Raw genomic sequence first — 14019 nt, 5'->3', positions numbered from 1 at the left:
TCCTTTCTATTTGAGGATATATCGAATTGAGTCGTAAGACAAATGATCTATTCTAAAACTTGACTGATAATTTGTACAAAACAGAAAAAGCGAATGCGCCTTTGAAAATGTATTAGAAGTTCTTTTCTCTGATTATTTTGTGTTATACACTCAAACAGATTTGTTTGAGCGAAGCGAGTTATCTGTTTGAATGTATGTTTTTAACAAAACAATCTGAGAATTAGAACTTCTTATACATATTCAATGAAGCATGAACTTTTCTGTTTTGTACAAATTATCTAGAACGACTTAAAAAAGATCATTTTTCAGACACCGCAAAGATATTAACCCTATATCCTTTGATAGTTATAGCTTACATGTTAATTCTCTACATTTTCCCTACTTAGAATAAAAAGTAGCTAAAACAATTGCACCACCCTCAATACTATTCATATAACTTAATGAACCTCCGTGCATCTCACAAAGAACTTTACATATCGTAAGACCAATTCCAAAGTGCTCCCCTTCCTCTTTTGAATTCAAAGATACTATTGAAGAATCCCCATTGTCTTTCCTTGAAGTAGTATAGTAAGGCTTATCCGCCATTCTTAGCTCATTCTTAGTAAATCCTCTTCCATCGTCTCTTACATACAGTAGCAATTCCCCTTCTTCTATGATTTCTAACATGATATCAATTCTGTCTCTTGCATATCGTTTTGCGTTTGATATCATATTTTCAAAGACCTCAAGAATAACTCTTACATCCACTACCATATTAATATTAAGGTCAGATAATACTTCAACTGTATATGTAATCCTACTTTGTTCATTCAATATTTCAACTGTATTCTGGATTTTATTATATAACTCTTTTAATGCCATCTCTTCTTTTTTTATTACGATTTCCTCTAAACGATTTACTTCTTTCATCGTATTTGAAAAGCTTCTTAATCTAACAATTTGTTCTTGCATACGATACATATAATCCATTAATTTATCATCCCTAAGTTTACCCTGTGGATAATACTTCATTATGATATCAATATAACCATAGAGTACTGTAAGTGGTGTTCTTAGATCGTGTGCAAATGCTGCATTAATTCTTCTTTGCTCCTCCATTAGATTCCACATTTTCTGATTATTTTGAATCAATTGTACACGCATCTGATCAAACGTAGTACAAAGCTCCCCAAGTTCATCTGTATTTGAAGAACTACATTCCAGTGTTAAATCATTTCTACTTATATACCTTGCTTCCTCTTGCAATAAATGAAATGGCTCTTCTAATTTATGCTTATAGAACAGTTTCGAAGTAACCACAATCCCTATAATAGCATAGATAAATAAACTTATTACTTTTATCCCTTCCAGTCCGTTATAAAGTATTTTATCTGTATGGTTCATCATAGACTCCGGAATATAATAATAAGCAACATCGATATTTGCTTCCTGTTTTATGTATTTCTGTCGTATTATATTCTCCCAATTGTCACAGATATTTACGGTTGTGATATAGCAAATAAGAACGATAATAATTGCAAGAAAGATATAAATACTAAGTGATTTCTTTAGAGACATATGAAGCATTCTATTCTTAATCTTCTCAATCATTTCCTCTAACCAATCCATCGGTATCCCACTCCCCATACTGTTTCAATAAAGTTTTTCTGACTCCATTTATTAATCTTCATTCGTATCCTTCTAATATGCTCCGTTATGATTGAACTGTCTCCATCTTTTTCATATCCCCACAACCTCTCATAAATAGCTTCTTTCGTAAAGACCTGTCCTCTATTTAATGATAAAAACTCTATAAGCTCATATTCTGTCTTCGTAAGTACTAGCTCATGGTTCTTACAATATACAATCTTCTTAGAATAATTGATAATTAACTCTTCCATGAATCTTAATTCTTCCTTCTGATGACTTCGATTTTCTCTACGAATATGTGCTTTTACCCTAGCTCCAAGCTCTTCAATACTAAATGGCTTTAGAATATAGTCATCCCCACCAATCATAAGGCCATTCACTCGGTCACGTTCTTCCACTTTGGCTGTTAGAAATAGTATAGGACAAGTTACATAATCACGAATTCTTTTGCAGACTTCAAAGCCATCCATATCTGGCATATTAATATCTAATAGAATAAGATCTGGCTTACATTCTAATCTCTTAATAGCTTCCTCACCATTTTTAGCTGTATATATTAAGTAACCCTCCATTTCAAAATAATCCTTAAGCAATGTTCGGATATCTTCTTCATCGTCAACAATTAATATTTTATACATGATTACTATCTCCTTCTTCCAGACATTACCTATATTGTATCATTCAATTCTCTATAAAAACACTACAAAATAAGATTCAATCAAAGTAAGAATTAGAGATATAAGTATCTACATTTGATGTGTAACATATTACATTTTTATTTATCTTGTAACTTTTATAATAGAATTAACAGATCGAATTCTTATGCCAAATTTATATTAATAGTAGGAAAAGAAATTAGCATGGGAATTTGGCGTTTTATTCATAATAGATATAACAGTCCCCGAATACTAGATATAGGCTTTATCATGCACGATTCTTAAAAACTCATACGGAGGTATTTATAATGGAAAGTAAGACTAAAAACAAGCAACCTAGGGATATTCTGATTCAAATGATAAATGCATCTTTTCCTGATCTTACTATAATCAACATAGCTGAATTAAAAGAAGGCTTCTTCAATGTAGCCTATGATATTACTTTATCAAATGATCAAGAAGTAATATTAAAGATTGCACCTCCTTTAGATGCAGAGATTCTATCCTATGAAATAGATCTTATGAGAACAGAAGTGGAAAGTATGAGATTGGTAAAAGAAACGACAACTGTTCCAGTTCCATATATCTATTGTTATGATGATACCCATTCCATTTGCAATGCAGATTACTTTATTATGGAGAAATTACACGGTGTTACTTACAGTTCAATTCGCAATTCTCTTAGCCAAGATAAACAGTATCATATTGATTATCAACTAGGTGAATATAATCATATGATAAATATTATTTCAAACGATACTTTTGGTATCTACTCGAAAAAGAATTATCATGGTTCAGACTGGATGACAGTATTTTTATGTATGTTAAAAAATATTCTTGATGATGCCAAGAATAAGAATACTGATCTAGGATATGATTATGACTCACTTTATCAAACTGTGAAGCACTATTCCTACGCTTTAAAGGAGGTAACAAAACCCAAATTAGTACACTGGGATCTATGGGAAGGTAATGTATTCGTAGAGGATAATAAGATTATAGGTATTATTGATTTTGAGAGAGCGATGTGGGCTGATCCTCTTATGGAATATTTTTTCCGTAATCATATAAATAGTGATGGCTTCTTAAAAGGTTATGGAGACATTCCAAATGACGAATCTGCCATGATAAGACGATGTCTATACGATATATATCTATATACAATTATGATTACAGAATGCGATTATAGGCATTATTCGGATGACTCACAAAGAAACTGGGCAAAAGAACAATTAAAAGATTCGGTAGAAAAACTAATACATTTCTGAAAATCAAAATACACAAGGAAGATTTTCAGTGCCTCCTTGTGTTATTTTTTTCTAAAGTTACTTTTTTGCTGTATCGAGTAGAGTGTCAAAAGTCATTCATAGTTTAAATTGTGTATATTATTACCCCTTTGTAATCTTGTAAAGAGATGCAAAATATCCATTTTCACTCATCAGTTGATCAAAACTTCCCTCTTCTACAATTCTTCCATTATTCAATGCAATAATCTCATCATATTTCTTAAGTATTGCTTCATTCAACTTATGTGAGATGACAATTCGAGTAATTCCCTGTAAGCTTGCAATCTCATTCTCCACCATTTGAGAAGTTGCTAAGTCTAGCGCAGAAGTTGCTTCATCCATGATTAAAATCGGAGTATTTCGAATCAGACTTCTTGCGATTGAAATACGTTGTTTTTCCCCACCGGATAAGAAAGCTCCATTCTCACCACATGGATAATCGAGCCCTTTTTCTGCTACTAAATTAGCCAACCCTGACCGCTCAATTGCTTCCTTGATCTGTTGTGGATCAAATTCCTGGAACATTGTAATATTTCTTTCAATTGTATTATCAAAGATAAATACATTTTGCTGTATGATAGAATAGAAGTCATATAGATTACTCTCTTTGATTGTCTGCAAATCAATATCATCAATCATGATTTTTCCTTGATATCCACTATGATATCCAAGGATCATATTAATCAGTGTTGATTTTCCACTACCACTAGCTCCAACAATTACATAACTTTTTCCCTTTTCAAAATCTAATGAGATATGATCTAATATGGTACTTCCTTCTTCATATTCGAATGATACATCAGATAATTGGATGCTACTATTAAATTGTTTCTTTTCAACACATTTTTCTTTCTTTTCTTCTTCTCGGATTGTTTCAGCCATCTTATTTATTAAGGCTTTCGAAGCATTTTTCGCGGTAAATAAAGGTCCTAATTCTCCAACTGGTCCAAGTACAAAGTTAAGTAATTGGATAAATGCAATTACAGTACCTGCTGTAATAATACCTCGAATAGCAAGATATGCTCCTACTACGAAAGTTACAACTTCAACCATAAAGGAGGAAACAGATGAGAATAAGACAATCATATCTGCCGTCTTTCTTTTATTATTCTTTACATTTTCAACAATATCGTTTTTATCACGAAACAGATGGAACACTTCTTTTTCTGCTTTAAAACTTTTAATTACTGAAAATCCTGTAATAAGATCCTTTACCAATCCTACAAATCCTTCGTTCCTATCAGATGTTTCCTTTTCTCTTTCCTCTAACTGCTTTCCAAATAGTATAGACACCAAAATTGGTAACATACTAATTCCTAAAACACAGAGCGTTAATATCCAATTCAAATATGCCATAGAAGCGATTCCTGCAATAAGATTACTGATCTGCATAACAATTAGAATATTTCCCTTAACATAGTTCGTTTCAATTGAATTAATATCATTTGTAAAAATCGATATGTACTTTCCAGTTACCTCTTTATCAAATGCATTAATGCTATTTTTTAATAACATCTGAAATGAATAGTTTTTATATTGATTCACTGCTTTATAAATATAATTATTTACATAGATTCTTTTTAAAAATAATGTACCTGCTAAGAAAATCATAAATAAAATGCAAAAAATAAAGATACGATAGAGTTCTTTCATACTTCCATTTGAAGCCACATCCATCAATTCTTTTAGTATAAAGGCACTTGCTATATTTAATAAAGATGCTATGATACATACAACATTTGATAATCCATAATTGATTTTATTTTTATTATAGAGCTGTCGAATTAATTCTTTTTCACTCATTTTTAATTTATACCTTTCCTATTTTTATATTAATAATTTTGCGAGCCATTCCCGTATTTCCTTATATTCGAATATCAAATATCAATTCTCCTATCTGAATAGCGATAATATATTTACCGTGAAACATATATTTTAAGGGAAATTCCATATCTAACTTGGATAATCTCAGAAGAATTGTAATCTCATCTTCAACAGTTTCAACAGCTGTTATTTTTTCAAATTCGCCATATCTTTCAAATAAATCTTTCCATATCACAACAAAATTATTAATAGGAATGAACTTATTTTTACCAGTACTTGATAAATAATCATAAAATTTATGAAATTGTTTTGCAATCATATATTCAGTACATTCAATTGCTATTTTTTCCTGAATTTCTTGTTCAAGGATAACCTCACCCTCATTTTCTCTTAGATTAAGGGCTTCTTCACCATCTTCTTGAATCAATGTAATAGCTCTTTCAATATTATGAAGCTTTTGTTTGTTATTATCTAACTGGATCTGTCTTTGTTCAATTTGTTCTTTGATAACAAGAGATAGATTTTTGTTATCGTTATTTTTATTAATACGATACAAATCTTTAATCTCTTTTATTTTAAAGCCGAAAGAACGTAATTTCAGCATTTCTTTTACTTTTTCTATTTCTTGAAAAGTATAAAGTCTAGCTGAATGCTCTGATACTCTGATACTATTTACAAGCCCCTCTTCTTCATAGTAACGCAAAGTTCTTGATGATATCCCTAACTCTTTACTTATCTCTGAAATAGAAATTAATTTCTCCATAGCTCCTCCTCTACATTTTAAGCTTAATAAGATTCGAAGGTCAAAAGCCTTAATTTAGTTTACTCAGTGTATGTTATGAAGGTTTTTTGACTCCAAATTCTTAATAAGCATTTGCAAAAACAATAGCTTAACTTCTTGAATTCAAGAATAACATATATTAATATAATAATTACAGTAATTATAAATGAATTATACGTCTTTACGTAACGTCAATGTCAAGTACATAATCAGAATTGATTGTAAAATGAAATGTTACATTCAGAATTGATTAATAAAGATTCTAAGGAGATGTACTATGTCCGATACTTTTATTCCAATATCAGCTGTTTGTAAAAAACTACATACTACCTCAAGGACCCTAAGGTTTTATGAAGAAAAAGGGTTAATTATAAGTGATCGTATTACTGAACACGCTCCTCGCAGATACCGGGAAAGCGAAGTTGTTAAGATACATAAGATTCTGCTGTTGCGCTCTCTTGATTTATCTTTAACTGATATCAAAGAATTATTAGACGAAAAAGATATTTTGCAAGCATTAAAAAAGAGAAAGCGCCAATTAGTACATCAAATTGAAAAAGATACTGAATTAATCAATAGATTAGAATCTGTAGATCATACCTCATTTCAAAGCCACATTACTGATACTAACGAAAATTCTACTATAGCATCTATAAATTCCGACGAAGAACTGAAACAAATTCAAGAAATGAAAGAAATAAGCTATCAAATGACTACTCACTTAATAAATAAGGAATATAACTCTGTCATATCACTTTTCGCTGAAGAACTTAGAGGCTATCTATCTATAGATTTTTTTAAGAGTATGTGGGAGTCAACTCTTATTGAATCTGGAGAAGTAATTAACATTCTAGAGGCCGTACCTTCTAAAGATTATATCGCGTCCGTACTAATTCATTGTTCTATTACTGATCTTTTATTAAAATATCAGCTTGACCAAAACTTCTATTTTATTACAATTGCGATAAATACTATTGAGTTATAATAATAAAGAACTTAAAAGAGGAAGGAAAAGTGAACATTGTTTCACTTTTCCTTCCTCAATTTTTCAACTAAGAAATACTTGCTATTATTATTTTTTTAATTTTCTAAGAAAATTCAATTAATTATCAATTTATTTTCAATCAATCTCCATTTAATTCATCTCCGATTATTCCAGCAATACTCTCCTTATCTTCAAGATTAACCGTTAATAATGTAACTGCTATATATCCCTTTTTTACCATATCAACATCGCTATTTTCCTCTAGTGCACCAACTGCTTCACTCTTAGGAAAATAATACCATTCGTCATTATTTACCTGAAACTTTTTAAATCGATATGGAAACTGAGTGTGACCAGAAAGAGCTGCATATGCATTTCCTTTATATTCTGATAGTTCACATGATGGAATATTAATATTCCAGAGATTTTTTTCACCAATATCGTGTTTCATTAATCTCTCGATTAGACTTTTAAGATATTGATTGCAGATATCAAAATTAATTCCATCCAAAGATAAAGCAAAAGAAGGGATTCCATAAAGCATTCCTTCCATTGCTGCTGAAACTGTTCCTGAATAAAGTACGTCAATTCCAAAATTGCATCCTGCATTAATTCCAGATAGAATAATATCAGGCTTAACATCAACCAAATCTTCAAGCGCTACCTTAACACAATCCGCAGGTTTTCCGCTCACACTATAAGCTTTCTTAACTAGCACAGGGTATTCGACTTCTTTCACAACTAATGGTTCATATACTGTTATTCCATGTGATGCAGCACTTCTTTGTCTACTTGGTGCAACTACATAGATATCTCCCATTCCTTGTACGATTTTCGCTAATGTCATAATACCCTCTGCAAATATTCCATCATCGTTGGTTAATAATATAGTCATGTCTATTACCTCCTTTTTCCTAATTCAACCTTAGATTACTCACTAATCATATGTTTAATGTCATACGTACCTGTGCGGATTATTTTCACTAATCTTATTCCTTAATTGTTTACATTTATATAAAAAGATAGGCTGCTCTGTATAAATAAAAAATTCCATACTTAATTCATAATTATTAGCAAATATTCGATCTTCTTCTGTAATGATAGAGTTTCCAAAACGATCTAGAAATATCAAGTTGTTCATATGTACATTATCTAGTTTCTGGTTATGAAATATGCTTTCACATACCATTATTTTAGTTATATTTGAATTCTCATCAATATTATCTATTATCTTAATATCAGAATTGAAGCCTTTAATATAGCGTACCACTTGGTCTCGATTTCCATTGTAACTTTCCCAATCTATGTATATACTATCTTTTTCTTTTATTAAATGTCCAAGTCTATCCTCTATCCTATCTGCAATAAATATTTTATCCTCATCTGCTATCCCTGTAATACCATTCATAGCATCTGAAAAAGCATAAGTAATAGTTTCTTTCAACTTGTGTTCCTCTCTATAAGAACAATCGTATAATGCATAGAAAACACCTCTTAATAATTCAAGGCTCATCCTTTCTATATCATCATTAGTTGTATATTTAATAAAAAATCGAATCCAATTTCTCCACATATAATAAGTTGCAAATGTATTCTCACTCACTTTTTTAGCTCCCATCGTATGAAGAACCTTTGAGGCACCATAAACAGCTACCTTATATCCTGCCCTATTACATAGATAACCCCATTCTATATCATCCCAATAGATAAAATTTTCTTCTGGCATGACACCGATTTCTCTAATAACAGCAGATCTTGCCATCATACAACAGGTTGCAACTGCATCACAATATAATATTTCTGGTATACTACCATCTTCAATATGATTCTCATACAAGGTATCTAAACAGAATTGCTTGAAATCTATGTTAAGTCCAAACTGCTGAACATAATCTGGTTCCTCCATGTGATAAACTCTTGATCCAACCATTCCAACTTCATCATGCGATTCTAAAAAGGAGTATAACTCATATATTGCATTTTCATCTACTAGTACATCATTATCTAGACATACCAAATATTTATACCCTTGTTCTATTGCAATACGAAGACCGGTATTAAAACCACCACTTCCACCAAGATTTCTACTATTTTCTATTACTCTTACCTTATTATTATATTTTTCTTTAATAGCCTCTGCAGAACCATCCGAGGAAGCATTATCTACTACATAGATATCAAAATCCTGGAATCTAGATTCTAATACCGATTCAATACAATCAAGTACTGCTTTTTTCTTATTGTAATTACATATTACAATTCCAATTGATTTCATATGTGACTTCCTCCAATTATCTTAAAACGTATATTACCATATGCATATATTTATACTTTAAATATGACAATCTACTTATTATACTACTTAATACAATAAATGGAATAGAGTTCACAAAATTTTTACATAATCTAATACATTAATTTCGGTTGCTTGCAAGGATAAAATCAAAAACGTTGAGAGTGAAATCACTTTTCTTCCACTCATTATCCTAAATGCAGTCCGCATCAAATATAATATTGGCATCTTTTCTAGCTCTTACAGCTGTCTTCATTACTTTTAAACTATGGGCAAGATAATCATAGCATTGATCTAATTGATTCAAACGATACATTTCTTCAAATGCTATAAATTCATTAACCATATGATTCTTGTGGCTGTTATTCTTAAGTGTTTCTATCTTATCTTCTATTACAATATCAATCGATTCGCAGATATTTGGAGATCCGTTCATACGAATGTAACCTTTTGTGCCTTGTATAATAATATGACAAGGACTACTTGAATCCTTTGCTCCGATTAGCGTCACTATAAAGTTATCGTACTTTAAAGTTACAATTCCAGAAGTGTCAACCCCATTATAACCTAGATTAGCATTATATAGCACGTCCTTAGCTTCCCCAAATAATCCAACTACAAAATGAATATTATAAATATTGATATCATATAATGCACCCCCGGATAGCTTAGGATCAAATGCAGGTAATACTTCACCATTCAAATATTTACCATATCGGCTTGAATATTGTGAGAAATTTCCTTGAATTAATTTTATATCTCCGATTTGTGGTATATACTTTTTTAATGCAATATAATTTGGCGAATATAATACCGTAATAGCTTCAAATAAAAATAATTTATTTCTGATTGCTAAATTGATAATCTCTTCTGCTTCTTCTACTGTTGAGGTGAATGGTTTCTCTGTAATTACATGTTTTCCATATTCTAGAGCTTTCTTTGCATATTGATAATGTAGACTATTAATAATGCCTATATATACAAAGTCTATCTCATCATCCATAAGCATTTCATCATATACTGTATATACTTTATTAAACTGATACTTGGTTGCTACCTCTTTTGCCAATTGTACTTTAGGTTCTCTAACACATATCGCTACGCATTCGATATATTCAATCTCTTTTATCGATTCCAAACATTGAGGCACAATACCTCCTAAACCAACTATACCTAATTTCATAATGTTCTACCTTTCTGAATGACTTACGTGTTTTAGATTGTTTTTTTAGTTATTTTTCATACTTTTATTTATTCATTTTAAACAATAATATTAAGTTTAATCAATCTAAATACAAAAAAAGTATCATCATTTCTGATGATACTTCTAAACAGGGGATGAGAGAATCGAACTCCCGCTAAAGGTTTTGGAGACCCTTGTCATACCATTTGACCAATCCCCTATATATATAAGCTCTTAATTAACTTGACTACTTTTTTATATTACAATAAATTGTTTAAATTGTCAATAATATTTAATAAATTTATTAAAATTATATACCTTAAAAACTACACATGAATTATTTATCCGTTTATTTTTGGTCAAGCCCTCGACCTATTAGTATTAATCAGCTACATGTGTTACCACACTTCCACCTTTAACCTATCTACCTCGTCGTCTTCAAGGGGTCTTACTTCGCAAGTAACCAAAAGGTTACTTTTAGAATGGGATATCTTATCTTAAGGGGGGCTTCACGCTTAGATGCCTTCAGCGTTTATCCCTTCCAAACTTGGCTACTCGGCCATGCCATTGGTATGACAACCGATACACCAGAGGTTCGTCCAACCCGGTCCTCTCGTACTAAGGTCAGCTCCTCTCAAATATCCTCCGCCTACGCCGGATAGGGACCGAACTGTCTCACGACGTTCTGAACCCAGCTCGCGTACCGCTTTAATGGGCGAACAGCCCAACCCTTGGGACCTACTACAGCCCCAGGATGCGATGAGCCGACATCGAGGTGCCAAACCACTCCGTCGATGTGAACTCTTGGGAGTGATAAGCCTGTTATCCCCAGGGTAGCTTTTATCCGTTGAGCGATGGCAATCCCACTTTATACCACCGGATCACTAAGTCCTACTTTCGTACCTGCTCCACCCGTCGGTGTCACAGTCAAGCCTTCTTCTGCCTTTGCACTCTTCGAATGGTTTCCAACCATTCTGAGAAGACCTTTGAGCGCCTCCGATACTCTTTCGGAGGCGACCGCCCCAGTCAAACTCCCCACCTGACATTGTCCTCTACCCGGATCACGGGTACAAGTTAGAAATCCAATACTACAAGGGTGGTATCCCAACAGCGACTCCGTGACAACTGGCGTCATCACTTCTTAGTCTCCCACCTATCCTGTACAGATAGTACCGAATCCCAGTATCAAGCTAGAGTAAAGCTCCATGGGGTCTTTCCGTCCTGGCGCAGGTAACCAGCATCTTCACTGGTATTTCAATTTCACCGGGTGCATTGTCGAGACAGTGCCCAAATCATTACGCCTTTCGTGCGGGTCGGAACTTACCCGACAAGGAATTTCGCTACCTTAGGACCGTTATAGTTACGGCCGCCGTTTACTGGGGCTTAAGTTCAAACCTTCGGATTACTCCTAAGCTCTCCCCTTAACCTTCCAGCACCGGGCAGGCGTCAGCCCATATACTTCACCTTGCGGTTTTGCATAGACCTGTGTTTTTGCTAAACAGTTGCTTGGGCCAATTCTCTGCGGCCTACTTTCGTAGGCACCCCTTCTCCCGAAGTTACGGGGTCATTTTGCCGAGTTCCTTAACAATGCTTCTCCCGTCGGCCTTAGGATTCTCTCCTCATCCACCTGTGTCGGTTTACGGTACGGGTACAATAAAAACAATAGCGGCTTTTCTTGGCAGTAAGTCCATCAGCTTCCCTACTTATATTTCGGTCCGCATCACGTCTTCCCATTGCCTGGCGGATTTGCCTACCAGACTGGTACCTCGCTTGCACTGGTTTTTCCATTCCCAGCTCTGACTTCCTTCCTGCGTCCCCACAGTTCTGATTTATTGTAGTACAGGAATTTCAACCTGTTATCCATCGACTACGTCTTTCGACCTCGCCTTAGGCCCCGACTTACCCAGAGCAGATCAGCTTTACTCTGGAAACCTTAGATATTCGGCCTGAAAGATTCTCACTTTCATCTCGCTACTCATTCCGGCATTCTCTCTTCTTAACAATCCACAGCTCCTTACGGTACTGCTTCGTCTCGTTAAGAATGCTCCTCTACCAATTGTACTTAGTACAATTCCACAGCTTCGGTGTCGTGTTTTAGCCCCGGACATTTTCGGCGCAAGACCTCTCGACTAGTGAGCTATTACGCACTCTTTTAATGTGTGGCTGCTTCTGAGCCAACATCCTAGTTGTCTTCGAAATCTCACATCCTTTTCCACTTAACACGCACTTTGGGACCTTAGCTGGTGGTCTGGGCTCTTTCCCTTTTGACTACCCAACTTATCTCGTGCAGTCTGACTCCTGTTAAACATCTATATGGCATTCGGAGTTTGATAATCTTCGGTAAGCTTTGACGCCCCCTAGGATATTCAGTGCTCTACCTCCATTAGACTATAAACAAGGCTAGCCCTAAAGCTATTTCGAGGAGAACCAGCTATCTCCGGGTTCGATTGGAATTTCTCCGCTACCCACATCTCATCACCACCCTTTTCAACGGATGTGTGTTCGGTCCTCCACCACCTTTTACGGCAGCTTCAACCTGGACATGGGTAGATCACCCGGTTTCGGGTCTACACTTACTGACTAGAATCGCCCTATTAAGACTTGGTTTCCCTTCGGCTCCGAACTTTATGTTCTTAACCTTGCCAGTAAATGTAACTCGCCGGACCGTTCTACAAAAAGTACGCGGTTGTGCTCATATGGCACTTCCACAGCTTGTAAACATAGGGTTTCAGGTTCTTTTTCACTCCCCTCCCGGGGTTCTTTTCACCTTTCCTTCACAGTACTATGCGCTATCGGTCACTAAGTAGTATTTAGCCTTGGGGGGTGGTCCCCCCGACTTCCCACAAGGTTTCTCGTGTCTCGTGGTACTTCGGATACCGCTCGCTGTCTATTGATTTCGAATACGAGGCTTTCACTCTCTCTGGCTGGCTTTTCCAAAACCACTCTTCTATCAAATCGACTCACTTGTTGCGGTCCATAACCCCAGAATGCACGCACTCTGGTTTAGGCTCCTTCCATTTCGCTCGCCGCTACTTTGGAAATCGAGTTTTCTTTCTTTTCCTCCGGGTACTTAGATGTTTCAGTTCCCCGGGTTCCCTCTATATAGCTATGTATTCACTATATAGTAACGGAGGTTTGCTCCGCTAGGTTTCCCCATTCAGAAATCGCTGGATCAAAGGATATTTGCTCCTCACCAACGCTTATCGCAGCTTATCACGTCTTTCATCGGCTCTTAGTGCCAAGGCATCCACCCTACGCTCTTTATTGCTTGACCAGTTTTTCTTTCGTCTAGCGTGACGAAATACTTCTTGGTTAAAGTTAATCTTCGATTAACTTGTAATTATAGTTATATTTTTGAGTTGAATCAAAAATACGGATGTCT

At 34.4% G+C, this 14019-nt stretch carries 9 protein-coding genes, 1 tRNA gene and 1 rRNA gene; 2 read left to right on the top strand and 9 right to left on the bottom strand.

All coding sequences use genetic code 11. The annotated features are described in order from the left end of the window. Window positions 1-378 precede the first annotated feature (378 nt). Window positions 379-1608: a HAMP domain-containing sensor histidine kinase gene (locus bsdtb5_RS05955; RefSeq protein WP_271715114.1), complete on the bottom strand. Its 1230-nt coding sequence runs from the start codon at window positions 1606-1608 to the stop codon at window positions 379-381. Beyond that, window positions 1596-2267, bottom strand: coding sequence for a response regulator transcription factor (locus tag bsdtb5_RS05950; protein WP_271715113.1), 672 nt, complete (start codon window positions 2265-2267; stop codon window positions 1596-1598). The genes bsdtb5_RS05955 and bsdtb5_RS05950 overlap by 13 nt, the downstream gene beginning before the upstream one ends. Before the next feature lie 326 nt (window positions 2268-2593). Between bsdtb5_RS05950 and bsdtb5_RS05945 the strand changes: the two genes are divergently transcribed. Next, complete coding sequence (locus tag bsdtb5_RS05945; protein WP_271715112.1) at window positions 2594-3553, top strand: phosphotransferase; 960 nt, start codon at window positions 2594-2596, stop codon at window positions 3551-3553. Window positions 3554-3673: 120 nt separating this feature from the next. On the opposite strand, the gene bsdtb5_RS05940 is transcribed toward bsdtb5_RS05945, so the two are convergent. Beyond that, window positions 3674-5374 (bottom strand): ABC transporter ATP-binding protein, encoded by a 1701-nt coding sequence (locus bsdtb5_RS05940; RefSeq protein WP_271715111.1) that lies wholly within the window; start codon window positions 5372-5374, stop codon window positions 3674-3676. 61 nt (window positions 5375-5435) lie between these two features. After that, complete coding sequence (locus tag bsdtb5_RS05935; RefSeq protein ID WP_271715110.1) at window positions 5436-6158, bottom strand: MerR family transcriptional regulator; 723 nt, start codon at window positions 6156-6158, stop codon at window positions 5436-5438. 295 nt (window positions 6159-6453) lie between these two features. Between bsdtb5_RS05935 and bsdtb5_RS05930 the strand changes: the two genes are divergently transcribed. Continuing rightward, window positions 6454-7161, top strand: coding sequence for a helix-turn-helix domain-containing protein (locus bsdtb5_RS05930; RefSeq protein ID WP_271715109.1), 708 nt, complete (start codon window positions 6454-6456; stop codon window positions 7159-7161). Between the two features lie 139 nt (window positions 7162-7300). Here bsdtb5_RS05930 and surE read toward each other — a convergent pair whose 3' ends face one another. The 5 genes from surE to bsdtb5_RS05905 all read right to left on the bottom strand — a co-directional run bounded on the left by surE (window position 7301) and on the right by bsdtb5_RS05905 (window position 13911). Further along, complete coding sequence (gene surE, locus bsdtb5_RS05925; protein ID WP_271715108.1) at window positions 7301-8056, bottom strand: 5'/3'-nucleotidase SurE; 756 nt, start codon at window positions 8054-8056, stop codon at window positions 7301-7303. 60 nt (window positions 8057-8116) lie between these two features. Then, on the bottom strand, window positions 8117-9436 hold the full coding sequence (locus bsdtb5_RS05920) for a glycosyltransferase family 2 protein (RefSeq protein WP_271715107.1): 1320 nt from the start codon (window positions 9434-9436) through the stop codon (window positions 8117-8119). Between the two features lie 211 nt (window positions 9437-9647). After that, window positions 9648-10637: a Gfo/Idh/MocA family protein gene (locus tag bsdtb5_RS05915; RefSeq protein WP_271715106.1), complete on the bottom strand. Its 990-nt coding sequence runs from the start codon at window positions 10635-10637 to the stop codon at window positions 9648-9650. Between the two features lie 149 nt (window positions 10638-10786). Then, window positions 10787-10857: transfer RNA gene (locus bsdtb5_RS05910), tRNA-Trp, on the bottom strand. Between the two features lie 135 nt (window positions 10858-10992). Then, window positions 10993-13911 (bottom strand): 23S ribosomal RNA (locus bsdtb5_RS05905). Window positions 13912-14019: the final 108 nt, after the last annotated feature.

Source organism: Anaeromicropila herbilytica, assembly GCF_016591975.1.
GTDB classification, from domain to species: domain Bacteria; phylum Bacillota; class Clostridia; order Lachnospirales; family Lachnospiraceae; genus Anaeromicropila; species Anaeromicropila herbilytica.
This window is presented reverse-complemented; position numbering and strand designations above follow the sequence as displayed.